The following is a 23231-nucleotide window of genomic DNA, read 5'->3' on the forward strand; positions in this document are numbered from 1 at the left end:
GATAGGTGCGAGACAAATAAACCACCCGCTATGCGGGTGCGCATCGACTGTTATACAAAAAAATCTCCAAACGCGATACAATAAAGGTGTTCAAGCCTACTGTAAAGCGAAAGGAGATAATGATATGGCACAAAAGGCACATAGTTTATCACACACAAAATGGATGTGTAAATATCACATTGTGTTTACCCCTAAGTATAGACGAAAAGTCATTTATAATCAATATAGAAGCAGTTTGGGCGAGATATTTCGCCGATTATGCAGTTATAAGGGAGTAGAAATTATAGAAGGACATCTGATGCCAGACCATGTTCATATGCTAGTGAGCATCCCACCACGAATAAGTGTATCAAGTTTCATGGGATACTTAAAAGGTAAAAGTGCCTTAATGATGTTTGATAAACACGCCAATTTAAAATATAAATTTGGGAACCGCCATTTTTGGGCAGAGGGATATTACGTGAGTACGGTTGGTCTCAATGAAGCCACGATAAAGAAATATATTCAAGAACAAGAGAAGCATGATATAGCACTAGATAAGTTGAGTGTGAAAGAGTATGAAGATCCCTTTAGGGATAGTGGCAAGTAGTACCACTGCCTCTTTGAGAGGCTAGCGACGGGTCAAGAGCAGTGAGGCTTGAACAAAGTGAAAGCCAGCGTCTTTAGGCGCTGGCTGGTAATGTGGGCTTATAGCCCCGGTTCAAACCACCCGTTAGACGGGTGGTCATGATTATACTCTTTAATGATGTGTCTTTGGTCCAATGCTTTTTAACAGGAAAAGACTTTTGCCCAGATTTTTTCTTTTTGTTATAATAGGACTATGCCTTATTCACAATTTTTCGTAGTGGCCTTAATTTGTGCACTGGAAACTTATTTTTTTAATCAAGCCATGATCAATGGTCAGTATTTACTGGCTTTTTTCTGGGGATTGATGCTTTTTAGAAATCTGCGTCGCGTTCAGCTGGTTTCCCGTTTTACTAAACGTTTGATGGAACAGATTACCAAGAAGAAAGACTGATTTCACCACTAGCTAAGGTTAAGGTTTGCCCATCATTCATTTCTAAAACCAAATGCCCTTGGTCAGTGATATCTAAAACCTTGGCTGTCATTGATTGGCCGTCTTTTTCATAAGTCACTTGTTTGTTTAAAACAAGTGATTTTTCTTTATACACTTTGATGTGGTCGCGTTCTGGGATGTCAAAGAACAATCGCCAAATTTCACAAATCAACTCATTACGAGTGATACTTGGATTTTCAGTGAAGAGCGAGGTAGCAATATCTTTCAGTTCGTAAGGGAATTCAAGAATGTGAAAATTAAGCCCAACGCCAATGAAAACATCCGTTACTAGACCTGTTTCAACAGAGGTGACAGCTTCCGAAAGGATGCCAGCTACTTTTTTACCATCTAAGAAAATGTCATTAACCCATTTAATATCTGGGGATTTATCAGTTAATCTTGAAATGGCTTTGACAATGCTAGAGGCTACAAGGACCGTATAAGGTGGAAGTTTATCGTAAGATGCATTGGGTTTTAGGTGGAGAGTCATGTAAATGCCACCATTTTTTTCCGCATGGAAATGACGGCCTAATCTCCCTCTAGCTGCCGTTTGGTTGGGTGCCAGATAGAGGTGAGGCGCTTGGGCGCCATTTAGAGCTGCTGTTTTAGCATCTTGTTGGGTTGATTCACTACTGGTTAAGTAAGTCACAGGAATGTTCAATGCATCAGAGATAAGGTCTGAAAGAAGTAAATCACCAGAACGGATGCGATAGCCTTTTTTTTTGACAGCTTCGATAAGGATACCATTTTCCTCTAAGGTTTTAATAGCTTTCCAAACAGCCGCTCTAGAGATATTGAGTTCTTGAGCCAGTGTTTCTCCTGTAATAAAATCTTCTTCTAATAAACGTTGGTAAATATTTTCGTAGGTTTTCATAAGTTTAGTATAGTACATGCTAATCTTCTTGTCAGTAGTTTTCTCGAATTTTGGTAAAAAGATTAACAATAGCAATATTTATGATACAATAATAAGCGTTATTAAGTCCCGATAAGGCAGCTTTTGGTAATGTTTCTTTTTCTATCTGTCGTTCATATAGTAAGCCGTGCTAGAATATTGTCTACATCCTTACTGTCTCATTTAGAAAAAGGTTGTCATTTCAAAAAATACAGATTGACTGTATTTCAAGGCTGGTTCTTTGTAACCTAGTAACATGTCGCAGGACATTTCCTGTAGCCAACATTTTTTAAGGGGGACATTTTTATGTCAGAACGTAAACTTTTCACGTCTGAATCTGTTTCGGAGGGACATCCAGATAAGATTGCAGACCAGATCTCAGATGCTATTTTAGATGCTCTGCTGGAGCAGGATCCAGATGCCCATGTCGCAGCGGAAACAGTTGTTTATACGGGTTCCGTTCACGTTTTTGGTGAGATTTCAACATCAGCTTATGTCGATATTAACCGTGTGGTTCGTGATACAATTGCTGAGATTGGTTACACCAATGCAGAGTATGGCTTTGCTGCAGAATCAGTCGGTGTTCATCCGTCATTGGTTGAGCAGTCTGCCGATATTGCTCAAGGTGTCAATGAAGCCTTGGAAGTCCGTGAAGGGGATAAAGATGATTTAAGTCTCATTGGAGCAGGTGACCAAGGTCTCATGTTTGGTTTTGCTATCGATGAAACACCCGAATTGATGCCGTTACCGATTTCTTTATCACACCAATTGGTTCGTCGATTGGCTGAATTACGTAAATCAGGAGCCATAGCTTATTTGCGTCCAGATGCTAAATCGCAAGTTACTGTCGAGTATGATGAAAATGATAACCCTGTTCGAGTTGACACGGTTGTCATTTCAACACAGCATGATCCAGAAGCAACGAATGAGCAGATCCGCAAGGATGTCATTAATCAGGTGATTAAATCTGTCATTCCAGCCCAATACCTTGATGATGACACAAAATTTTTCATCAACCCAACAGGGCGCTTTGTTATCGGTGGCCCACAGGGAGATTCTGGCTTAACGGGTCGTAAAATTATTGTTGACACTTACGGTGGTTATAGCCGTCACGGTGGGGGAGCATTCTCCGGAAAAGATGCCACTAAGGTTGACCGATCAGCGTCTTACGCAGCTCGTTATATCGCTAAAAATATTGTGGCAGCTGGTTTAGCTAAGAAAGCGGAAGTACAGTTGGCCTATGCCATCGGTGTGGCTCAGCCTGTGTCTGTACGTGTGGATACTTTTGGAACATCAACTGTTTCTGAAGCAGCATTAGAAAAAGCTGTTCGTGAGATTTTTGATCTTCGTCCTGCTGGTATTATCAAGATGTTAGACTTAAAACGTCCCATTTATAAACAAACAGCAGCTTACGGACACATGGGGCGTACCGACATTAATCTCCCATGGGAAAAATTGGATAAGGTTGACGCGTTGAAAGCTGCCGTTAAGTAACGAAAACATAAGATTAAAAAAATCTCACCTCAAACAGACAAACTTTTTTGGGAAGGTTTGTCTTTTTCGTTGTCTCTTTAGAAGTGGTTTCCAAAATGATGAAGTCAACAGTCTGTCCCATTTATCCAATAGGAAAGATTTTGTATGATGATTCCAACTAAAGATAAGGAATAAATCAAATGACCTCATTTTTGAAATGGTAGGATTTTAGCCTATTCTTTTGTATGGTTATGATAATGCCTAGTTGTTTAGAAGCGTACTGTAAACGTCTTTTCTTGTGTGGTTATCACAAATGAAATGATAAAGAGATAAGGTCTAACACTCAATGAAACTCACAAGCAGTCTAGGTGACGTCTGTGCAGATTGAACTGAAGGTCATCAATTCAAGTCAACAAGGGCTGATTTTGAGTTTCGAAGCGTATAAAGCTTTTATTATCAACTAATAGCCCTTAACCACGACTCTTTTGCAGTGATATAGCTACTCGATTTTAAACCGCAATAGCATGGGAATGTGTCTAAGCCATTATGGCAAAAGTAGAGGCTTTTCGATAGCTTTCTATTTTAAAGACAAAAGGTGTTGTCTTTTTAAATCATTGGTTTTGAAAAAGAATGGGTCAATAAGCTAAAGATACGTTGTTATTGATTGGGGCAGTATTGAAAAAATTAAGTTATTTGAATTTGGCAGCTTCCTATATTTATGATAGAATGGAAGGGTTGAATTCATGTATTAGTTAAGAAAGTATTAGTTTATGCGTAAAATTGTTATTAACGGAGGGAAACCTCTACAAGGTGAGGTGGCCGTTTCGGGCGCCAAAAATAGTGTTGTCGCTTTGATTCCAGCTGTTATTTTGGCTGATGATGTCGTGATTTTAGATGGTGTACCAGCTATCTCGGATGTTGATAGTTTGGTTGAAATCATGGAAATCATGGGAGCTAGTGTAAAACGCTATGATGATACTCTGGAAATTGATCCTCGTGGTGTTAAAAATATCCCAATGCCATATGGTAAAATTAATAGTTTGCGAGCTTCCTATTATTTTTATGGTAGTCTTTTGGGTCGATTCGCTGAGGCTACTGTTGGTTTGCCAGGTGGCTGTGATCTCGGACCTCGTCCGATTGATTTACATTTAAAAGCCTTCGAAGCGATGGGAGCGACAGTCTCTTATGAAGGTGAGTCAATGCGCTTAGCAGCGAAAAATGGTGATCGTCTTCATGGAACTCATATTTATTTTGATACTGTGACCGTTGGTGCTACTATCAATACCATGCTGGCAGCGGTGAAGGCACAAGGCCGTACGGTGATTGAAAATGCCGCTCGTGAACCTGAGATTATTGATGTTGCTACTTTATTGAACAATATGGGAGCACGTGTCCGTGGGGCAGGTACCGATGTGATCACAATTGATGGTGTGGACCATTTAAGCGGCACACGCCATCAAGTCATTCCAGATCGTATTGAGGCGGGGTCTTATATTGCCTTGGCAGCAGCCGTAGGTAGCGGTATTAAAATTACCAATGTACTATATGAACATTTGGAGTCTTTCATCGCTAAATTGGAAGAGATGGGTGTTCGTATGACGGTTGAAGAAGATTCCGTCTTTGTTGAAAAACAAGATGCCCTAAAAGCAGTTGCTATTAAAACATCTCCTTACCCAGGATTTGCCACCGATTTGCAGCAACCATTGACGCCTTTATTATTGAAAACAAACGGACGTGGCACAATCTTTGATACCATTTATGAAAAGCGTGTGAATCACGTTCCGGAATTAGCCCGTATGGGAGCAAACATTTCAGTTGTTGGAGATCAGGTTGTCTATGACGGGCCAAACCAACTAACAGGGGCAGAAGTAAAAGCAACTGACTTACGAGCAGGTGCTGCGCTTGTCACAGCTGGTTTGATGGCTCAGGGACGTACAGAGATTTCAAATGTTGAATTTATCCTGCGTGGTTATTCTAATATCATCGAAAAACTACGTGCTCTAGGAGCTGATATAGCATTAATTGAAGAATAAGATGAAGGTTGAGGTTTGGAGTCTCAACCTTTTATGGTAAATGAGTGCAGGATGAACATAGTCTTTTACTGAATCTTAAGCTTAAAGAGAGTGCTATTTTTGTGAAAGAACTCGTTATTTTAAGGCTAACTTTACCTTCTGATATAGAAACAGTTCAACTGTTGTGCTATAATTTTAATATGTCAGTAGTATTAAAATTAGCACAGTTTGCCACTTTTGAAACGGATCGGCTATTTTTCCGGCCTTTTAGCTACCACGATTTAGAGGATTTTTCAGAAATGGTGTTAAACCCTCGTGTGACGACTTTTATACATCCAGGCTATCAAAGCCGACATGAGGTTGCAGAATTATTGGTCGAAGCGTTTATAAAAGAGCCTTTAGGGAAATGGGCAATCGTTAATAGAAAAACGAATAAAGTGATTGGTGCTATCCGTTTAGAAAACAGAGATGACTTGCAAAAACGAGTAGAGATGAGCTATTTTTTGTCAGAAGAATTCTGGCATCAAGGGTTTATGTCGGAGAGTCTCAGGACCTTACTTGCCCTTTGCTTTAAGGAATTTGAGATGCGTGCTATTGATATTATTGTTCATGAGGAAAACATAGCAAGTCAAGCTTTAGCAGAGGCTTGTGGGTTCAAAATAAAAGAACGTTTTAAAGGAAGCGACCGTTACACTCATAAAATGAGGCGGTATACCCGTCTGGAATTGCAAGGTGAGGATTATCAATATGAGCAAACATCAGGAAATTCTTGATTACTTAGAGAATTTAAGAATTGGTAAACGTGTCAGTGTCCGGAGCATTTCTAATCACTTGAATGTTAGTGATGGAACTGCTTATCGTGCGATTAAAGAAGCTGAAAATAGAGGGATTGTTGAGACCAGACCTAGAAGCGGAACTGTACGGATTGAAAATAAGAAAAAAATCAGTCTGGAAAAAATCACTTTTGCTGAAATTGCCCGTATTAGTGACTCAGAAGTGGTGGCTGGCCGAGAAGGGTTGTCACAAGAATTCAGCAAGTTCTCGATTGGCGCCATGACGCGAGAAAATATTTTAGACCATTTGGTCACTGGTGGTTTGCTTATCGTTGGTGATCGTGATGATATTCAATTATTAGCTTTGGAACATGGAAATGCTATTTTGGTGACAGGTGGTTTTCCAATTTCTGAGAAAGTCAAAACGACGGCTGATCAATTAGCGATTCCTGTCATGGTAACAACCTATGATACCTTTAGTGTTGCTACTTTAATCAATAAGGCTATTTCAAACGTTAGAATCAAGACGGATATCAAAACAGTTGGTCAAACCTATCTAGCCAAAGATGAGTACGGCTTTTTACGGGATAAGGACTTAGTATCTGCCTACCATGATTTGGTCAAAGAAACGAACCATGTTCGGTTTCCTGTTGTCGATAGTAAAAATCGTGTGGTTGGTATTGTTAGCATGCGAGATGTTATTGGGATGGATCAGCAGTTGCAGATTCGGAAGGTAATGGCAAAAACACCAGTAACCACAAATCCTAACATCAGCTTAGCAACGGTTAGTCAAAAGATGGTTTTTGAAGACTTTGACATGCTTCCTGTTGTGGATAAATCCAAAGATTTCTTAGGTGTTGTGACACGCAGACATGTGATGGAGACCTTGAAAAATCTGTCTAAAACGCATATTCATAGTTATAGTGAGCAGTTTGCTTCAAATTTAGAAACGTTAAAAGATGGCCAATTTCAGTTTGTGGTTGAACCACATATGATCGATAATACGGATAAATTAGCTTATGGTGTTTTAACAGAATTTTTGAAAGAAGCAACGATGTCCCTTTTAACGAAGCGCCACCAAAAGAATATCATTATTGAACAAATGATGGTATACTTTTTAGAGGCTTTGCAAATTGATGACGTCTTAACCATTACAACCAAGGTTATTGCAGAGAGCCGCCGCAGTATGACTCTCGATATTGATGTGACATCAACCGAGCAGTTAGTGGCGAAAGCACTTGTTACAACAAAAATGACTTAAAGATTGAATAGTAGGAGAATAAAAAATGATAACGTTAAAATCAGCGCGTGAAATTGAAGCGATGGATCGTGCAGGAGACTTTTTAGCTAGTATCCATATCGGATTGAGAGACATCATCAAGCCAGGTGTTGACATGTGGCAAGTTGAGGAGTATGTTCGTCGTCGCTGTAAAGAGGAAAATGTACTGCCCTTGCAGATTGGTGTTGATGGCCACCTTATGGATTACCCTTATGCCACTTGCTGTGGTCTTAATGATGAGGTGGCTCATGCCTTTCCGCGCCATTATATATTAAAAGATGGCGATCTTTTAAAAGTAGATATGGTTTTGAGTGAGCCTTTAGATAAGTCTGTTCTTGATGTTGCCAAACTGGATTTTGATAATGTTGCTGAGATGAAGCAATATACGGAATCTTACACCGGTGGTTTAGCTGATTCTTGCTGGGCTTATGCGGTAGGTGACGTTTCGGATGAAGTGAAAAACCTGATGGATGTTACCAAAGAAGCGATGTATATTGGTATTGAGAAGGCCCTTGTAGGCAATCGCATCGGTGACATTGGTGCTGCTATTCAAGAATATGCTGAAAGCCATGGTTATGGTGTTGTTCGTGACTTAGTTGGTCACGGTGTCGGTCCAACCATGCATGAAGCTCCAAATGTCCCTCATTATGGTACAGCCGGTAAAGGACTTCGTCTCAAAGAGGGAATGGTTTTGACCATTGAACCAATGATTAATACAGGAACTTGGGAAATTGATACAGATCTGAAAACTGGTTGGGCGCATAAGACACTTGATGGTGGTCTTTCTTGTCAATACGAACACCAGTTTGTTATTACTAAAGATGGTCCTGTTATTTTAACTAGCCAAGGTGAAGAAAGAACTTACTAGAGAGATTCCCGTGAAAAAATTCATTTCAAAACTACAATCCAGTGATTTTGTTAAATACTTTTTACAGTTGTTCCGATCCTCAGAGATGGATTTGTCCAGTATAGCAGTGGCATACTATCTTCTTTTAACCATATTTCCCTTTTTTGTGCTTTTAGCTAACATCTTTCCTTATATCAATATTAATACTGATCAGATATTGGTTTTCTTGCAGGAGAATTTGCCAGAAGAATTGTATCACACCACAGCTAATATTGTTGTCAATATTTTCAATGAACCGAATACTGGCTTGGTCTGGATTTCGATTGCAACTGGTTTATGGACCATGTCCCGTAGTATGACTTTTCTGCAAAAATCCATCAATAAAGCTTATGGTGTTCAGGATCACCGGGATATTGTCTTGGGGTATCTTTTTGGCTTTTTATCAAGTCTTGTTGTGATTCTCTTTTTGGCAATAGCCATTCTTTTATCGACTTTTGGTAAGGCTGCTTTACACCTGCTTTATTCAAATTATCCATTTGATCGCAACTTGTTTGATCTTCTGATGAGTTTGACGCAGCCAGTTACGGCAATAGTGTTTCTGATTGCTTTGGGGATTTTATACTATATTTTACCAAATGTTCATATCCGACATATCCGATACATTGTTCCAGGTACGGTGTTCACAGCTATCGTTTTTATGACCATGACCAGTCTCTTTGGACGTTATGTCACGTCAATGATGGACCGCTTGGACAATCTTAGAATGTTTGGCTCGATTACTATTTTGGCATTCATGCTCTGGTTTACGGTATTTGCTAAAGTCATTATTTTTGGTGCTATTTTAAATGCTTCTTATCAGAAAAAATACATGGATGAATTTGAAACACGTGATGGTAATGTCATTAGTCTTATTAAGAATACGCTAAATAACGATGAAAAAGAAAAACAAGTTGATTAACGGCTCTTTGTCAACTGTAGTGGGTTGACTTATAGTTAACACCGAGAGAGGACCAGTTTGGTCTTCTCTTTTGTTGTATTCAAAGCAAGATAAATCCGTTTTTTGAAGTTTTCGAAGTTCCTAAAGCCAAAAGCATTTCGCTTAATGACTTTAATAAGGTTGTTGGTCGCCTCTAGTTTGGCATTGGAATAAGGTAGTTTCAGGGCGTTGATAATCTTTTCCTTGTCTTTTAGAAAGGTTGATAAGACGGTCTTGAAGATGGGATGGACTTGTTTGATGGTATCAGAAATGAGTTCAAAGAAGTGTTTCTCCTGCTTTTCTTGGAAATGAAAGAGAAGGCATTGGAAGAGTTCATAGTGGTGACGTAGCTCATCAGAGTAGCTCAAAAGACGTTGCACAATCTCTTGATTGGTCAAGTGCATGCGAAAAGTTGGACGATAAAACCGTTTATCGTTTAGGTTACGACTATCTTGTTGGATGAGTTTCCAGTAACGTTTCAAGGCCTTATATTCGTGAGATTGACGCTCAAATTGGTTCATGATTTGGATACGGAGACGGTTCATAGCGCGAGATAAATGTTGAATAATGTGGAACCTATCGAGAACAATCTTCGCCTTAGGAAACAGTGTCTTAGCGATGTCATAGTAGGGACTAAACATATCCATGGTGATGACTTTAACACGACTGCGCACCTTGTGAGAATACCGCAAAAAATGATTTCTGATGACAGCTTGCGTCCGACCATCAAGGATAGCGATAATCTTGTTAGCATCGAAATCTTGGGCAATAAAGCTCATCTTTCCCTTCTTAAAAGCATACTCATCCCAGGACATGTTCTCGGGTAACCAGGTTAAATCGGTCTTGCACTCAAAGCGGTTGAGCTGCCGATAGACGGTTGACACAGAGACAGACAGGTCTTCAGAGATTTTTGTCATTGCCTCACGACTCATGAGTTTGTCGGTGATTTTGTGGTTAATGATGTTGGGAATCTGGTGATTTTCTCTGACCAGAGAGGTCTTAGCAACAGCCATTTTCCCACACGCTTGACATTTGAAGCGACGCTTTTTGAGACGAATCAGTACTTTACAACCCGCCATTTCCAGATAGGGAATTTTGCAAGGCTTTTGGAAATCGTACTTTGTCATTTTTCCTTGACAAACAGAGCATTGAGGGGGATCATAATCTAACTTGGCATGATACTCTCTGTGAGTGAAGAACTTGTCAAATGTCTTTTCAAAAGTGATGTTAGGGTCTTTAATGTCGAGCGAATCTTTGATATAATCTAGTTGTTCCATATGAGTCTTTCTAATGAGTGGTTTAGTCGCTTTTCATTATAAGTCATATGGGACTTTTTTTGCTATATTCAAAAAGACTCCATAATCTCCGAGAAGAATTTACCCACTACAGAAATTATAGAGCCTGATTAACTCAGCTTGTTTTCTTGTTTTTAAAGACGAAAAATTTACTAATGATGTAATTGACAATAACAATAATGACCTGCGCGATAAGCGATTCAATCAGGTTAACCTTGTTTAGATCCTGTCCAACGAATTGACCGATAATACCGGGGAATTGTTCCACCAACGTAAAAGCTAAGGCTAAGTCGATGAGTAGCGTGAATAGTCTAGCACCAACAAATGAAACCAATCGTTTTGGCCAACCGTTTTTTTCTTGTTTGAAAACAATGCTATCATTGGTAAAAAAGGCGAAGAGAATGGCGATAGCATTGGCAAGGACAGCTGAGAGTGTGGCCTGATGGCTGAGTGAGAATAAGAGTGTTCTAGCAACCAAGTAGACCACGGTTGTTAGAACACCGAAAATCAGGTAGGCAATCACTTCATTATTGAGTAATCTTTTGAAAATAGCCATCTTAACTCTCCTTGTTGTCAATAGCAACAATCATTTCTTGGAAAATTTGGTCATTTTCTTCCAAGCTATAGGAGTTTGCTCCGCTGGCTAATGGATGACCGCCGCCATCATGTTTTTGAGCAATCGTATTAATAATGACAGTTTTACTACGCATGCGAACACGGTAGGATTGTCCATCAGCTTGTTGGACAAAGATGGCCCAAGATTGGACGCTATCAATTTTACCGGGAGTCCCAACAATAGCAGACGATTCTGCTTCAGTAACGTCAAAGGCTTTGAGAATCTCTTGAGTCAAGGTGACACGAGCTGCCCCGTTCTCTGAAATATCCAAGTGATCTAAAACATATCCTTGTAATTTAGCAATTTTTAAAGGGAACGAGTCCATTTGTCGAGCCATACCAGCAAAGTCTACGTCAAATGCTCTAAGTTCAGCTGCTATTCGCATGGTTTTAGCAGTCGTTGCTGGGTAGAGAAAACGTCCAGTATCACCAACGATACCAGCATAAAGAAGGCGAGCGGCTTCCGCTGTTAATTGTAGGTGAGTTTCCAGAGCAAATTCAGTGATGATTTCACTAGCGCTTGAAGCATCACTATCGACATAGGAAATATCACCATAAGTATCTTCATCGGGATGGTGGTCGATTTTAATCAGAAACTCTCCCTGATGGTATCGATTATCGTCAACACGAGGTTGATTGGCTGTATCCGTGACGATAACCAATGCCCCTGTATAGGTGTCATCAGTAACCTCATCCATCTTGGCCATCCAAGACAGACTTGGCTCATTAAAGCCGGTGGCTAAAACTGTTTTTTCTGGAAAATTATAACGAAGGATTTCCCTTAGTCCCAATTGTGAACCAAGCGCATCAGGGTCAGGTCTTTGATGACGATGAATAATAATGGTTTGGTAGTTTTTGATGGTTGATAAAATATCTTGAAACATACTAGTCTTCCTTTGTTTTCAATAACATGTCAGTGTGGGGGATGTCATCTTCTAAATAAGAACCTGAGATTTTTTCAAAGCCAAAACTCTGGTATAAGGGACACAAGTGCGTTTGGGCTTGAGCAAAAAGGTCTTTATTTGGAAAATTAGATTGACAGACTTTAATGGCCTGTGCCACCAATTCACGTCCTAGGTTTTGGTTACGATGCAACTTTGTAACCAAAACTCGCCCTAATTTAATGGTTGTTTGATCGGGTATTAGTCGGCAGTAAGCCTTAAGTTGTTCATTTTCATCCATCTGAAAGAGGTGGAGAGCTATCTTGTCTTGCTCATCAATTTCGGGATAGGCGCACGCTTGTTCGACAACGAAAATATCGACACGGGCTTTGTAGATTTGGAATAATTCTTGAGTGTTCAATTGGTCAAAGTGTTTTACTTGCCACATCTATTAGACACCTCCTAGATAATGTTATCCTCATTATAACATGAAAAAAGAATTGAGCCTAAACTCAATTCTTTGAAACAGTTTTAAGACCATCATTTGTATTCAGCATCAAGTCCACGTTGAACTGCTGGACGTTCTGCGATTTTCTTAGTCCATTTGATCAGGTTTGGATAAGACGTGATATCAAGAAAGACATCGGAACCATCATAAAGGTTCCCTTCAGCTAGTCGACCATACCAAGACCAAATAGCAATATCAGCAATGGTATAGTTGTCACCTGTGATGTAAGGCTTGTTAGCGAGTTCTTTATCTAAAAGATCGAGTTGACGTTTTGTCTCCATAGTATAACGATCGATAGCATATTTGATTTTTTCCGGCGCATAGTGGAAGAAGTGGCCAAAACCACCTCCAAGAAATGGCGCAGCCCCAGTCTGCCAGAAGAGCCAATTAAGCATTTCAGTTCGTTCTGGGTGTGAGGAGGGGATTAAGGCTTGAAATTTTTCGGCTAAATACAGCAAGATATTAGCAGACTCGAAAACCTTAATGTCTTTGTTTTCTGTTAAATCCAGCATAGCTGGAATTTTAGAGTTTGGGTTGATGGCAACAAAGTCAGAGCCGAATTGGTCACCTGAAGAGATGTCAATCTTGAACATATCATAATCCACGTCTATACCAAGTTCTTTCAACTCTTCAAACATGATCGCAACCTTTATACCGTTTGGTGTCCCCAAAGAATAAACTTGGAAAGGTTTTTCACCGCGGGGTAACTGTTGCTCAAAACGACTTCCGGCCGTAGGGCGGTTAAGTCCTGAGTATTCTTCTGGTTCCTGCCAGACTTTTGGTAATTGGTAATCAGTCATGTGAGACCTCCTTAAGCTTATTGAGATAAGCCTAGCAAAAATAAAAAGTGATTTCAAGTGAGGACACTTACAATCCGCGGCTGTACGCATCGTAATATTTATCAAAAATAATACCTATCGCTACAATACCTGAACTTTGAAATACAAAAAGTGATTTTCACTAAAAATCTTTCATACGTTTGTCCTACTTATGATGAAATAGATTTGCGAGCCAATTGGAAAATATGATACAATAACCAGAGATATAATGACACGGAGGAACATATGGCTTTAGCAAAAGTGGTTTATGCCAGCATGACAGGTAATAATGAAGAACTAGCTGATATTATTACTAACAAATTAGAAGAATTGGGACACACGGTTGAGATGGATGAGTGTACCATGGTTGAAGCTAGCGATTTTGAAGACGCCGATATCTGTATCGTTGTGACCTATACTTATGACGATGGTGAATTGCCAGATGAAATCGTTGATTTTTATGAAGAATTGGCTGATCTTGATTTATCAGGAAAGGTTTATGGTTGTGCAGGATCGGGAGATACTTTTTACGATGATTTCTGTACTTGTGTGGATGATTTTGATAAGCAATTTGCTCTAACTGGTGCCATAAAAGGGGCTGAGTCTGTCAAGGTTGATTTAGCTGCAGATGATGAGGATATTGACAACTTAGAACGTTTTGCAGAGGAACTATCTGCGCGTGTCAATTAAAAATAGGGAATGATTGTCCCCTTGCGAAACCCAATTGGTTGATATGCTGATGACGTCTACGGCTTTTGTTGTAGTCTCATTGGCTTTTTTATTGGTGTTTAGAAAGGAAATGCTATGAAACAGCAAAGTCGTTATTACCGGTGTTTGCTCAGTTTAGAAATCGCCGCGTTAATAGTTGGGGTATTGGCAGGTATACTAACGACCCTCTTTGGCAGAAACTTACTATTTGTCTCGGAAATAAGAACACAGTTTCCTTATTGGACCATTCCCTTTTTAGGTTTGGTAGGACTTTTGATTGTCTTTTTATACCAGAAATTTGGCGGAGACAGTTTCAAAGGTATGAGCCTGGTCTTTGAAGTGGAACATGATAAGCGTGAGAAAATTCCTAAACAGTTGATACCACTAGTTATGGTAACTACTTGGTTAACCCATCTCTTCGGTGGGTCGGCCGGTCGCGAAGGGGTAGCTGTCCAGCTTGGCGCAACTATCGCAACGACAGTTACAAGTTTTCGCTTCTTAAAAAATTATCGAAAAGAACTGCTGGTGATTGGTATGGCGGCAGGATTCGGTGGTCTTTTTGAGACACCTATGGCAGCATCTTTCTTTGCTTTGGAACTCCTAGTTATTGGAAAATTGCGGCTCCATCTTTTTCTACCAGTGTTCACAGCAGCTTTTATAGCTAGTCAAACCAGTCATTTTTTAGGTTTAGAGAAATTCAGTCATCTCATTCGATCGGATTTACCGTTAAATTTCTTAACAGTTGGAAAATTGCTGATTGCCGGTCTTTTCTTTGCCTTAATCGGAAAATTATTTGCGCTTAGCCTCCTTTTTATTAAGGCTAGGTTGACTAAGGTAGTACCAAATCCGTATGTTAAAATTGCTATTGGGGGATTGATATTATCTGTTATTCTTCTTATTTTGGAACACGGACGCTATTCTGGACTAGGGACTAACCTCATTGATGCTAGCTTTCTAGGTGGTAAGATTTATGCCTATGATTGGATTTTAAAGTTATTTTTAACAGTTGTGACTATTGCATTGGGGTTTCAAGGGGGAGAAGTAACACCCTTATTTTCAATTGGAGCCAGTTTCGGGGTAATTCTAGCACCTCTTCTAGGATTACCGATAGAGTTATTAGCTGCTCTTGGCTACGTTGCTGTATTTGCTAGTGCGACCAATACTATTTTAGGTCCGCTCTTAATCATGGGAGAAGTTTTTGGTTTTGCCAATACGCCTTATGCTTTTATCGTCTTAACTATCGTTAGTTGTTTACAATGCTTACCATCTATCTATCACTTGCAGAAACATTCTATGGAAACGGACTGAAAAGCTATTATGATGCTTTACAAATAGTCTGAGAAGTGGTACAATATCGTTTGTGTGTAATGGACGCACGAAATACGGCTAATCCGCTGAGACAAGTACTTACGATTAGTAAGATAAGGAGAATAAAAATGAATCCATTAATCCAAAGTTTGACTGAAAGTCAACTTCGTACTGATATTCCTGAGTTCCGCGCTGGTGACACTGTTCGCGTACATGCGAAAGTTGTCGAAGGTAACCGTGAACGTGTTCAGATCTTTGAAGGTGTTGTTATTTCACGTAAAGGTCAAGGGATTTCAGAAATGTATACTGTTCGTAAAATCTCTGGTGGTATCGGGGTAGAACGTACTTTCCCAATCCACACACCACGTGTTGAAAAAATCGAAGTGACTCGTCACGGTCGCGTTCGTCGTGCTAAACTTTACTACCTACGCGCATTGCAAGGTAAAGCTGCACGTATCAAAGAAGTCCGTCGTTAATCTGACGCGATGTGTCTCGAGCTCTTCCTTTAGGGGAAGAGTTTTTTATTTAAAAAAGAAAGAGCGAGTTAATGGCAGAAAACATACCATCTATCCGATCAGAATTAAGACAAGAAATTGTGGAAGTTCCAAAAGCTATCAAAGGCTGTTCAGGCATTGAAATCTATGGGCGAAAAATCAAGTCTGTTATATTTACCACAGATGTTTCGATTATTGCTAACAACGATGCAGATGCTATCTTGGCTGTCTATCCATTTACCCCGAATCCCGCTATTTTAAAAAGTATTATGATGGTGTCACATGTTCCTGTTTTGGCGGGAGTCGGAGGTGGCTTAACAGCTGGCCAGCGCTCTGCTAATATGAGTCTCTTTTCGGAAGCAGAAGGGGCGACTGCTGTTGTTGTTAATGGACCGGCTGATTCGGCAACCATTCAAGATATTAATACTTTTGTCGATATTCCCATTATCTACACTGTTGTCACGGAAACGGCAGACATTGCCTCGCGTCTCAAGGCAGGTGTTGACATTCTAAATGTTAGTGGTGGAGCTAAGACAGTTGACATGGTCAGAAATATTCGCCAAACTTATCCTCATATCCCAATAATGGCGACAGGTGGACCAACAGAAAAGAGTATACAGGAAGTGATTGCTGCGGGAGCAAACGCGGTAACTTATACCCCTCCTAGCAATGGCGAAATCTTTAAAAAGAAAATGGAAAAATATCGAGAAGAAGTTAAAAAGTAGTAAGGCAAAAACTTGCAAGTGGCGAGAGACTAAGGTAAAATAGAGATACTTGGTCTCCTTAGTTAAATGGATATAACAACTCCCTCCTAAGGAGTCGTTGCTGGTTCGATTCCGGCAGGGGACAATATAAAACACAAAGAACCCTTGATTTGATAGGGTTCTTTTATTTATCGTTTGAATTAAGGGGCAGATTAGGGGCAAAATTATCAGTAGCTTTATTGATTAATTGTTGCATATTGATTGTTGTATGACTGTAGATGGCTAAAGTGGTTTTAGGGTCGCTGTGTCCAACACGATCCATAATCGCTTTTATCGGTACCCCATTTTCAGCTAGATAAGAGATATGGGAGTGCCTAAAAATGTGCGTATGGTAATTACCGTAAGCCTTTAGTCTCTTATTGACATAAGCTATATTGATTGGCGCACCTTGACTATTCGAAAACACAACATTAGTCGATAACTTCAGATTACGTTTTACGATTTCCATGACATTTTCCGAAACAGATATTTTCCGTCTTGATTTATCAGTTTTAGTGGTGGTAGTTTCACCGATTTGAAAATCAAAGGTGCCATCAATCAGAATTTTGTTATTATCAAAATTTATCTTATCTTTTGTTAACGCTGCTAACTCACCGTATCGAACACCAGTTAAAAACATAAATAAAACGATGTCTGCGATTCTGTTTTCGTTATTTGACATAAGTCTACCTACAAGTTCAGAAACTTCGTCAGAAGTCAAAAATAGAGGTTTATCTGGTTTATATTTTTCTTTTGGTTTTGGTACTAGGACACCATCTGTCGGGTTGGTTGTCAGATAGTCCATCTGAATAGCATATCCTAAGACAGCATGTAGTCTTTTTCGACACTTTGCGACAACAGAATAAGACAATGTTTTTTGTAGCTCATCTAAGACACTGCGAACAAATTTTTTATCAATTTTAGATATTATTGTATCAGCAGATATTACCTTTGCTAAATGACCGTCAGAGACGATATAACCACGTCTAGTAGAATCTTTGACACTTGGCAGCCATTGGGCCAGATATTCTTTTAAAAGCTCTCCATAGGTCAATTGTGAGATATTAGACTGTGTTAATTTATCAGCTATCTTATCTTGTAAAATTAGAGTAGCTTTATTCCTGGCTTGAGCCGTATTTTTATCTAAAATTGTAGATACTCGTCTCAATTTATTGGTATATGGGTCTTTATAACGTTCAAAATATTTATATCTACCGTCTGATAGTTCTTCAATCCACATTGATTTTCACCTCATTTCTATGTTAAAATGGGTACAATAAAGAGGGCTTTTTATTGCCTGTTCTTTATTGTGTGATTTATCCCTACACTCAAGCTTTGGTCGGTGAGAGTGTGGGGATTTTTTATTTACCTAATTTTAATTCTAATTCTTGCTTATCAGCAAAATTCAAAACATCAATGTTGTATTCTTGTAAGGCAACTAAATGATCTTCCTTGATATTTTTGAAACCTTCATCACTAACAATAATATACAACTGCTCCTTGTCGCCGTATTCGCGTTTGCGAAACTCCGAAGTGTCTAACCAGCTCGCTAAGATTGTATCAACTTGTTGCTTTGTGATGTTATTATGAACTCTTGTAATCTTCGATACACCTTTACTTATAAAAACAAAATTGAAGCGATGTTCTAATCGTGACTTACCAGCTATTGAGAAGGATGGAAAAACAGCGTAGTTTTCGTTTTTTATGAAATAATGTTTAACATCATCTAAGAATTGAGATTTGACATTGCCTGGGCTAAGCTGGATAAAATCATAAACATTTATCAAAAGTTGAGTCATATCATGGATTGATTGTCCTAGATGACTTTTAGTTGTCACTTTTTTTATGGCATTATCAAACAATTCAAATCCATTATATTGTAAAAGCGACTGAAGTAGTTCCCGACGACGTCCTTTTTTTGTAACGTCAATTCCATTGACAGATAAGTTCCAAATAGTAAAACCATCATCTGTAATCGTCAATAGTTTTCCGTCTGATTTAACACTAAATCCGATAGCTTCACCAAAAGGATCTACGAAAGGAGTTATGACTTCCGTATGATTGTCAGATATATTATTGAATACTGCATTTTCTTTAACAAAAGATAAATATACTTCCTTGATTTCATTTGCATTCATACCATCCACCCCCTTTTTCTTAAAAATTATAGCAAATCCTCTTGGATATTGATAGATATCCTGTCAGTCTGCTGCGTATTTGTAAAGTCTAGTAATTCAGTCAGTATTATAAGAAAATCATCACTATTTGAGATTGACTCATATGGCAATGGGTATGCCCTGCAGTGTGTTGTTTCATCCGCTTTTTGGTAGTATTCTTCTTCAGAAAAAATGTTGACACGATTGCCCCAAATTTTATCACCGTTAGCATTTTTATGGAATTTGTTATTTAAGTTTATTCTGACGAGGGTATAATTATGTTCGGTTTCTCTTAAATGAAACACTTTACTATCGGCGCTATAAAAATAGTTTAAGATAAATCTTCTATTTTCAGAACCAACTAGATCGATTTCTCCATTGCTTCTTTCGGTTAGAGTCCTATCATGCCTAGCGACTACGCTTTTTAATAGTGTAATAAGTCTTTGTGCTTCTAAGTCCGTCATTAATAATTCTTTTATCATTCTATTTCCTTAAACTTCCAATGGATTGCGCCTTGTTTTTTATTAGTGCCGAAGTTTTTTTATCCATCACTTTATCAGCAACGGTTTTATGCGGTCGTTGGTCGGTGAGAGTGTGGCGTAGTTTTTTGTCTTTCTGAAATGACGTGGCAATTGTTATGCTAATTATTCTTAATTTTTACTTTCATTTTCCTATCTAGGATACCGCCTTCTGATGCTAAAGTAGTGCCATCTTCAGCTTTGACATAAAGGGCTGGAGAACTTGCATAACTCAAATCATAACCATTATCAATAGCCCACTCTTTAAAGTAGTTTTCCTTTGCTTGAAAGAGTGAATCGGCTATTTTTTGAACAGTTGAAGTTGATTCATATTTAAAGTCTTGTGGGACATAAATATAGATTAAATTGTCATCGTAATATTCAACATTCAAGCCAGTAGGTAGCCCATTGTTTGCTAAGGTTTGATTAAGGTTGTTAAGGAATGCAGAAGCGAAAGCAGCATTAGATTCTTTGGTATATTCAGGTCCATCATTTTTAGTTGTCGGCTCAGTTGAATTTTCTGTTTTAGTTTCAGAACTTTCGATAGTAGTCTTGCTATCACTACTACGAGATGTCGAAGTTTCCGTGGTTTTAGAAACACTAGAACTAGAAGATGAGATAACACTTGAAGAAGAAGTCATTGTAGAGGTGTTTTTATTATCCTTTAGAACAGCTGGTGTTAGAAATATTGATCCGAACAAACCAATAGCTGCCACTATAGCTGAAATATTCCTTTTTTGTGTATTAGGTTTCTTTGTACTAAAATACCAAGTTGCAACGAGACCACCAATAAAAACTGCAGGCATCAAAATAGCAATAATAGCGAGCAATAGTGCCACTGCTAAAATAATTAGTATTATTTTAAGTGGATTCTTTTTCATAACATTTCCTTTCTAGTTAGCTTTTTATGCGATTCAAACCATTGCGCATTAATTAAATAATATTAGCTAGATTATAATACTCGTCAATAACTATGCTTTCATCTGAGATGGTTTTTTAAAATTAAAATGTCATTTCATCAAATTCTTTTTTTTCGATATCCCAATTTCTTAATATTCCTTGAAAATAGTATGTTGATTTACCTCCGCAATCAGGACAGTATCTAGAATTCCCAGCTAAAATTTTCTTGCATCCATCTTCTAAAAAATTTGCAACAGGATAGGGGTTACCCAAAATATCAAAGTTATTATCATAGTCACCTATACAAATATTTTTAGTGTAAGCACCACAAATATTGCAATAATCACCTCGTTCTAATTCTTCGTTTTCACAACGAGGACACTTTTCAGGGATACCGTCATTATTTAAATTAAATTTGGTATATCTCATCCTTACTCTCTCCATTTCTCTGTTTTCTAGATAAGCCTCAAGTGTTGTCAAGCCCTTATATTGCTTCATTGAACATATATGACAAAAACTGGAATTTCTATTAATTTTACTATGACAAGATTTGCAAATTCTAGTCGATTGACTTGTAGCAATATAAGGTAGAAATTTTTCTTCAACAATGTGACCGTCTTTGACTAAACCAAAACTTTTCATTGAGTTAAGGTTTTTAATTACGTAATTAGCCACCGTATACGAAACATTAAAGACACTTCGAATAAAATCTGCATCCATGCGGTGAAAAAACATAACATAGTTTCCCAAAACAGGAAAAGGAACAAGTAAATGTTTAGCAAAGAAATTCGCTTCAGTTTCAAAACGATTGTATTCTTTGTCTGTCAAACTGTATCTTGAGAGAATAGTCTTATCAGTCTTTTCGTTGTGCTTGAGAACATAATGACCGAGTTCGTGAGCAATGGTGAAACGAATACGTTCCTTGCTATCTATCGTATCATTGTAAAGCAGAATGTAGGTATCAGTCGTTGTTCGATACCATAGTGCGCCATCTTCGCTTTGAAGCAATTCATACACTTCATTGAGTTGTAAGTTTCTATCTTTAGCAAACCTTGAATACTTCATCAAATGAATATTGTCAATTTGATTGATGATATGTAAAAGGTCGACTGGTAATCTGCCGTTCGTGTATCTTTGTAAAAAGTCATAAGCCTTATTTTTGAGACTTTTATAGTCGATGTTGTTAGATGTCGTGCTCGTTGTCACCACCTCCATTTAAAACATCTTGGAATGTTAGATCCATAAGTTGAAGCAAACGCTCTTGATCAGATACACTCAATGATTTGGCTTTGCGCTGGATCATTTTGTATTGTGGGGTTTCAATAATTTGATCATCTTGTTTTTCATTGTTCATTGGGATATCATACCCCATTAACCAAGATTCACTTACATCTAATGTCTTAGCCAAAAGCAATAATTTGTTTTGGTCAGGAGTAGAATAACCGGAAATATATTGAGAAAGTGAACTTTTGCCCATTTTTATTCCTAGTTTTTCTTGAAAAGGGAGAGACTGATTTAAAATATCAACTTGTCTCATATTTCTGTCGGACATTATCTGTTTTAATCTTTGAGACGTAGTATATTTCCTCATGTTGTTTTACCGACCTTTCTTACCGACTATTATATAGTACAATGTACAAAAGTTCAAGTATAGAAACAAAAAAGTTTAAAAAGATGAACAAAAGTGCTTGACTTTAAAATTTATAGGGTTATAATAAAGACATAAAGTTTAAGTACTTAAACAAAAAAGAAAGGAGATTTATGGCGTACGACTATTCAAAACTAAACGGTAAGATTGTTGAGAGATTTAAAACTCAGTATAACTTTGCAAACGCTATGGGATTATCTGAACGTACAGTATCATTGAAATTGAATAATCAAAGATACTGGAAAAATAATGAAATTTCAAAAGCCAGTGAGTTATTAGGTATTTCCGATGACGAAATCAGTCTTTATTTTTTTGATCTAAAAGTTTAAATATTTAAACAAAAGGTGAATGGTATGAACCTAGAAGAACGAGTGGCGAAGCTTGAGAAATAACTTGACACAATTCATTACCAAGAGCCCAAAGTAGGTCTCTTGGTATCGCAGAGAACTTATACTGCCATCATTGACCAGAACGTTAAGCTGGAGAGTGGTGGTTTAGAAAATCAAGGAGGAATAGCTTATTGAAAATAGAAAACTGGAACGGATACGAAATCCGCTTTGTCGATAAAAATGGAGAGTGGTGGGCTATATTAGCAGACATTGCTGAAGCTTTGGAGTTGAAACCTAAGCGTGTAAAAGAGCGTTTAGATGATGAGGTCGTTTCAACCGACCACGTCTTCGATATCCTTGGTCGTAAACAAGAAATGTTAATTGTTAACGAATTTGGCATTTATGACACTATCTTTTCAAGTCGTAAGAAAGAAGCCAAGGCATTTAAGAAGTGGGTTTTCGAAACCATCAAGCAACTTCGTCAATCTGTCGGTCTTGAAGGGTTTGAAGTTTTTCGAATGCTTGATAAAGAACATCAAAAGCAAGCGATGAAAAACTTGCAGCACGCAGTTTCCAAACCGGTAAGAACAGACTTTATCAAAGCGAATATTATTGCTAACAAAGCGGTATCTAATAAATTTGGTTATCCAAAGATGATTAAAAAATCTGAAATGACACCGGAAATGTTAGTAGCAAGAGAGCCAATCTTGGATGACACTGTAGATTTGATGGGCGCTAAAGATAAATTTGATTTACCAATCAGTGTGTCAGATAAGATTTATCAAAAACACACATAAACATTCATATTCTCATGCAGGGAGGTAGAGATGAGACCAAATAGATGGCCTTACAGTAAAAAAAGACCAGTTTTTAAGCCAGCCGTTTTGAATTCGAGTAATGTAAAATCAAAAATCACTTTTAAAAATAATACAGTGATTATTGAAGCTCAATCCATTACAGGAGTGTAGGAACCATATGTTGTGCTTTATAAGCAAAGGAGA

At 38.3% G+C, this 23231-nt stretch carries 26 protein-coding genes and 1 tRNA gene; 15 read left to right on the forward strand and 12 right to left on the reverse strand.

What is annotated here, in order from left to right; genetic code table 11:
* The first annotated feature begins 124 nt into the window (after nucleotides 1–124).
* Both tnpA and A2G56_RS00810 read left to right on the forward strand, forming a co-directional pair.
* Entirely contained in the window at nucleotides 125–589 is a 465-nt protein-coding gene (tnpA, locus tag A2G56_RS00805) for an IS200/IS605 family transposase (protein ID WP_062707688.1), read from the forward strand.
* 231 nt (nucleotides 590–820) lie between these two features.
* Nucleotides 821–1018: a DUF3272 family protein gene (locus A2G56_RS00810; RefSeq protein ID WP_062707691.1), complete on the forward strand. Its 198-nt coding sequence runs from the start codon at nucleotides 821–823 to the stop codon at nucleotides 1016–1018.
* Here A2G56_RS00810 and birA read toward each other — a convergent pair.
* Nucleotides 999–1931, reverse strand: a complete 933-nt coding sequence (gene birA / locus A2G56_RS00815) for a bifunctional biotin--[acetyl-CoA-carboxylase] ligase/biotin operon repressor BirA (protein WP_062712301.1) — start codon at nucleotides 1929–1931, stop codon at nucleotides 999–1001. The two genes, A2G56_RS00810 and birA, sit on opposite strands and share 20 nt — an antisense overlap.
* Nucleotides 1932–2255: 324 nt before the next feature.
* Here birA and metK point away from each other — a divergent pair, with 324 nt between their 5' ends.
* The 6 genes from metK to A2G56_RS00845 all read left to right on the forward strand — a co-directional run bounded on the left by metK (nucleotide 2256) and on the right by A2G56_RS00845 (nucleotide 9291).
* Complete coding sequence (gene metK, locus A2G56_RS00820) at nucleotides 2256–3443, forward strand: methionine adenosyltransferase (RefSeq protein WP_062707693.1); 1188 nt, start codon at nucleotides 2256–2258, stop codon at nucleotides 3441–3443.
* A 749-nt stretch (nucleotides 3444–4192) separates the two neighbouring features.
* Nucleotides 4193–5455, forward strand: a complete 1263-nt coding sequence (locus tag A2G56_RS00825) for a UDP-N-acetylglucosamine 1-carboxyvinyltransferase (RefSeq protein WP_062707697.1) — start codon at nucleotides 4193–4195, stop codon at nucleotides 5453–5455.
* A 179-nt stretch (nucleotides 5456–5634) separates the two neighbouring features.
* A complete protein-coding gene (locus A2G56_RS00830; protein WP_062712303.1) occupies nucleotides 5635–6207 on the forward strand; it encodes a GNAT family N-acetyltransferase in 573 nt (190 codons plus the stop codon).
* The gene (gene spxR / locus A2G56_RS00835) at nucleotides 6182–7468 is read left to right on the forward strand and encodes a CBS-HotDog domain-containing transcription factor SpxR (protein ID WP_062707700.1); all 1287 of its coding nucleotides are present in this window, start codon (nucleotides 6182–6184) and stop codon (nucleotides 7466–7468) included. Before A2G56_RS00830 ends, spxR begins: the two co-directional genes overlap by 26 nt.
* Before the next feature lie 25 nt (nucleotides 7469–7493).
* On the forward strand, nucleotides 7494–8354 hold the full coding sequence (locus tag A2G56_RS00840; RefSeq protein WP_062707702.1) for a methionyl aminopeptidase: 861 nt from the start codon (nucleotides 7494–7496) through the stop codon (nucleotides 8352–8354).
* A gap of 10 nt (nucleotides 8355–8364) precedes the next feature.
* Complete coding sequence (locus tag A2G56_RS00845) at nucleotides 8365–9291, forward strand: YihY/virulence factor BrkB family protein (RefSeq protein ID WP_062707704.1); 927 nt, start codon at nucleotides 8365–8367, stop codon at nucleotides 9289–9291.
* A 35-nt stretch (nucleotides 9292–9326) separates the two neighbouring features.
* Here A2G56_RS00845 and A2G56_RS00850 read toward each other — a convergent pair whose 3' ends face one another.
* The 5 genes from A2G56_RS00850 to yghU all read right to left on the reverse strand — a co-directional run bounded on the left by A2G56_RS00850 (nucleotide 9327) and on the right by yghU (nucleotide 13408).
* A complete protein-coding gene (locus A2G56_RS00850) occupies nucleotides 9327–10586 on the reverse strand; it encodes an ISL3 family transposase (RefSeq protein WP_062707495.1) in 1260 nt (419 codons plus the stop codon).
* Nucleotides 10587–10719: 133 nt separating this feature from the next.
* Nucleotides 10720–11160 carry a GtrA family protein gene (locus tag A2G56_RS00855; RefSeq protein WP_062707706.1) on the reverse strand — a complete coding sequence of 147 codons (441 nt, stop codon included), beginning with the start codon at nucleotides 11158–11160 and terminating at the stop codon, nucleotides 10720–10722.
* A gap of 1 nt (nucleotide 11161) precedes the next feature.
* Complete coding sequence (locus A2G56_RS00860; protein WP_062707707.1) at nucleotides 11162–12103, reverse strand: DHH family phosphoesterase; 942 nt, start codon at nucleotides 12101–12103, stop codon at nucleotides 11162–11164.
* Between the two features lies 1 nt (nucleotide 12104).
* Nucleotides 12105–12548, reverse strand: a complete 444-nt coding sequence (locus A2G56_RS00865) for a GNAT family N-acetyltransferase (RefSeq protein WP_062707710.1) — start codon at nucleotides 12546–12548, stop codon at nucleotides 12105–12107.
* 92 nt (nucleotides 12549–12640) lie between these two features.
* Nucleotides 12641–13408 carry a glutathione-dependent disulfide-bond oxidoreductase gene (yghU, locus tag A2G56_RS00870; protein WP_062707713.1) on the reverse strand — a complete coding sequence of 256 codons (768 nt, stop codon included), beginning with the start codon at nucleotides 13406–13408 and terminating at the stop codon, nucleotides 12641–12643.
* 264 nt (nucleotides 13409–13672) lie between these two features.
* Here yghU and A2G56_RS00875 point away from each other — a divergent pair, with 264 nt between their 5' ends.
* The 5 genes from A2G56_RS00875 to A2G56_RS00895 all read left to right on the forward strand — a co-directional run bounded on the left by A2G56_RS00875 (nucleotide 13673) and on the right by A2G56_RS00895 (nucleotide 16785).
* Nucleotides 13673–14116, forward strand: a complete 444-nt coding sequence (locus A2G56_RS00875; RefSeq protein ID WP_062707716.1) for a flavodoxin — start codon at nucleotides 13673–13675, stop codon at nucleotides 14114–14116.
* 114 nt (nucleotides 14117–14230) lie between these two features.
* Nucleotides 14231–15442: a chloride channel protein gene (locus A2G56_RS00880; RefSeq protein WP_062707719.1), complete on the forward strand. Its 1212-nt coding sequence runs from the start codon at nucleotides 14231–14233 to the stop codon at nucleotides 15440–15442.
* Between the two features lie 128 nt (nucleotides 15443–15570).
* Nucleotides 15571–15918: a 50S ribosomal protein L19 gene (rplS, locus tag A2G56_RS00885; RefSeq protein WP_062707722.1), complete on the forward strand. Its 348-nt coding sequence runs from the start codon at nucleotides 15571–15573 to the stop codon at nucleotides 15916–15918.
* Nucleotides 15919–15989: 71 nt separating this feature from the next.
* Nucleotides 15990–16661 carry a beta/alpha barrel domain-containing protein gene (locus tag A2G56_RS00890; protein WP_062707725.1) on the forward strand — a complete coding sequence of 224 codons (672 nt, stop codon included), beginning with the start codon at nucleotides 15990–15992 and terminating at the stop codon, nucleotides 16659–16661.
* A 52-nt stretch (nucleotides 16662–16713) separates the two neighbouring features.
* Nucleotides 16714–16785: transfer RNA gene (locus tag A2G56_RS00895), tRNA-Arg, on the forward strand.
* Between the two features lie 39 nt (nucleotides 16786–16824).
* Here the strand turns inward: A2G56_RS00895 and A2G56_RS00900 are convergent.
* The 6 genes from A2G56_RS00900 to A2G56_RS00925 form a co-directional block, all read right to left on the reverse strand.
* Nucleotides 16825–17919, reverse strand: coding sequence for a tyrosine-type recombinase/integrase (locus tag A2G56_RS00900; protein WP_062707728.1), 1095 nt, complete (start codon nucleotides 17917–17919; stop codon nucleotides 16825–16827).
* 121 nt (nucleotides 17920–18040) lie between these two features.
* Complete coding sequence (locus A2G56_RS00905) at nucleotides 18041–18817, reverse strand: DUF1828 domain-containing protein (RefSeq protein ID WP_062707731.1); 777 nt, start codon at nucleotides 18815–18817, stop codon at nucleotides 18041–18043.
* Nucleotides 18818–18843: 26 nt separating this feature from the next.
* Nucleotides 18844–19317 (reverse strand): DUF6978 family protein, encoded by a 474-nt coding sequence (locus A2G56_RS00910; RefSeq protein ID WP_237334424.1) that lies wholly within the window; start codon nucleotides 19315–19317, stop codon nucleotides 18844–18846.
* 158 nt (nucleotides 19318–19475) lie between these two features.
* Entirely contained in the window at nucleotides 19476–20234 is a 759-nt protein-coding gene (locus A2G56_RS00915) for a hypothetical protein (RefSeq protein ID WP_062707734.1), read from the reverse strand.
* 121 nt (nucleotides 20235–20355) lie between these two features.
* On the reverse strand, nucleotides 20356–21318 hold the full coding sequence (locus A2G56_RS00920; RefSeq protein ID WP_062712320.1) for an ImmA/IrrE family metallo-endopeptidase: 963 nt from the start codon (nucleotides 21316–21318) through the stop codon (nucleotides 20356–20358).
* A gap of 118 nt (nucleotides 21319–21436) precedes the next feature.
* Entirely contained in the window at nucleotides 21437–21790 is a 354-nt protein-coding gene (locus A2G56_RS00925; RefSeq protein ID WP_237334425.1) for a helix-turn-helix domain-containing protein, read from the reverse strand.
* Between the two features lie 224 nt (nucleotides 21791–22014).
* Between A2G56_RS00925 and A2G56_RS00930 the strand changes: the two genes are divergently transcribed.
* Both A2G56_RS00930 and A2G56_RS00935 read left to right on the forward strand, forming a co-directional pair.
* Nucleotides 22015–22230 carry a DUF739 family protein gene (locus A2G56_RS00930; protein WP_062707739.1) on the forward strand — a complete coding sequence of 72 codons (216 nt, stop codon included), beginning with the start codon at nucleotides 22015–22017 and terminating at the stop codon, nucleotides 22228–22230.
* A 191-nt stretch (nucleotides 22231–22421) separates the two neighbouring features.
* Nucleotides 22422–23027 (forward strand): BRO-N domain-containing protein, encoded by a 606-nt coding sequence (locus A2G56_RS00935; RefSeq protein ID WP_062707742.1) that lies wholly within the window; start codon nucleotides 22422–22424, stop codon nucleotides 23025–23027.
* The last annotated feature ends 204 nt before the right edge of the window (nucleotides 23028–23231 follow it).

It is taken from the genome of Streptococcus halotolerans (assembly GCF_001598035.1).
Lineage (GTDB): Bacteria > Bacillota > Bacilli > Lactobacillales > Streptococcaceae > Streptococcus > Streptococcus halotolerans.

What these genes read in the sequence shown, in the direction of transcription:
- tnpA (WP_062707688.1), top strand. Translation starts at nt 125, where the DNA reads ATGGCACAAAAGGCACATAGTTTATCACACACAAAATGGATGTGTAAA.
- A2G56_RS00810 (WP_062707691.1), top strand. Translation starts at nt 821, where the DNA reads ATGCCTTATTCACAATTTTTCGTAGTGGCCTTAATTTGTGCACTGGAA.
- birA (WP_062712301.1), bottom strand. Translation starts at nt 1,931, where the DNA reads ATGAAAACCTACGAAAATATTTACCAACGTTTATTAGAAGAAGATTTT.
- metK (WP_062707693.1), top strand. Translation starts at nt 2,256, where the DNA reads ATGTCAGAACGTAAACTTTTCACGTCTGAATCTGTTTCGGAGGGACAT.
- A2G56_RS00825 (WP_062707697.1), top strand. Translation starts at nt 4,193, where the DNA reads ATGCGTAAAATTGTTATTAACGGAGGGAAACCTCTACAAGGTGAGGTG.
- A2G56_RS00830 (WP_062712303.1), top strand. Translation starts at nt 5,635, where the DNA reads ATGTCAGTAGTATTAAAATTAGCACAGTTTGCCACTTTTGAAACGGAT.
- spxR (WP_062707700.1), top strand. Translation starts at nt 6,182, where the DNA reads ATGAGCAAACATCAGGAAATTCTTGATTACTTAGAGAATTTAAGAATT.
- A2G56_RS00840 (WP_062707702.1), top strand. Translation starts at nt 7,494, where the DNA reads ATGATAACGTTAAAATCAGCGCGTGAAATTGAAGCGATGGATCGTGCA.
- A2G56_RS00850 (WP_062707495.1), bottom strand. Translation starts at nt 10,586, where the DNA reads ATGGAACAACTAGATTATATCAAAGATTCGCTCGACATTAAAGACCCT.
- A2G56_RS00855 (WP_062707706.1), bottom strand. Translation starts at nt 11,160, where the DNA reads ATGGCTATTTTCAAAAGATTACTCAATAATGAAGTGATTGCCTACCTG.
- A2G56_RS00860 (WP_062707707.1), bottom strand. Translation starts at nt 12,103, where the DNA reads ATGTTTCAAGATATTTTATCAACCATCAAAAACTACCAAACCATTATT.
- A2G56_RS00865 (WP_062707710.1), bottom strand. Translation starts at nt 12,548, where the DNA reads ATGTGGCAAGTAAAACACTTTGACCAATTGAACACTCAAGAATTATTC.
- yghU (WP_062707713.1), bottom strand. Translation starts at nt 13,408, where the DNA reads ATGACTGATTACCAATTACCAAAAGTCTGGCAGGAACCAGAAGAATAC.
- A2G56_RS00875 (WP_062707716.1), top strand. Translation starts at nt 13,673, where the DNA reads ATGGCTTTAGCAAAAGTGGTTTATGCCAGCATGACAGGTAATAATGAA.
- A2G56_RS00880 (WP_062707719.1), top strand. Translation starts at nt 14,231, where the DNA reads ATGAAACAGCAAAGTCGTTATTACCGGTGTTTGCTCAGTTTAGAAATC.
- rplS (WP_062707722.1), top strand. Translation starts at nt 15,571, where the DNA reads ATGAATCCATTAATCCAAAGTTTGACTGAAAGTCAACTTCGTACTGAT.
- A2G56_RS00890 (WP_062707725.1), top strand. Translation starts at nt 15,990, where the DNA reads ATGGCAGAAAACATACCATCTATCCGATCAGAATTAAGACAAGAAATT.
- A2G56_RS00900 (WP_062707728.1), bottom strand. Translation starts at nt 17,919, where the DNA reads ATGTGGATTGAAGAACTATCAGACGGTAGATATAAATATTTTGAACGT.
- A2G56_RS00905 (WP_062707731.1), bottom strand. Translation starts at nt 18,817, where the DNA reads ATGAATGCAAATGAAATCAAGGAAGTATATTTATCTTTTGTTAAAGAA.
- A2G56_RS00910 (WP_237334424.1), bottom strand. Translation starts at nt 19,317, where the DNA reads ATGATAAAAGAATTATTAATGACGGACTTAGAAGCACAAAGACTTATT.
- A2G56_RS00915 (WP_062707734.1), bottom strand. Translation starts at nt 20,234, where the DNA reads ATGAAAAAGAATCCACTTAAAATAATACTAATTATTTTAGCAGTGGCA.
- A2G56_RS00920 (WP_062712320.1), bottom strand. Translation starts at nt 21,318, where the DNA reads ATGAAGTATTCAAGGTTTGCTAAAGATAGAAACTTACAACTCAATGAA.
- A2G56_RS00925 (WP_237334425.1), bottom strand. Translation starts at nt 21,790, where the DNA reads ATGAGACAAGTTGATATTTTAAATCAGTCTCTCCCTTTTCAAGAAAAA.
- A2G56_RS00930 (WP_062707739.1), top strand. Translation starts at nt 22,015, where the DNA reads ATGGCGTACGACTATTCAAAACTAAACGGTAAGATTGTTGAGAGATTT.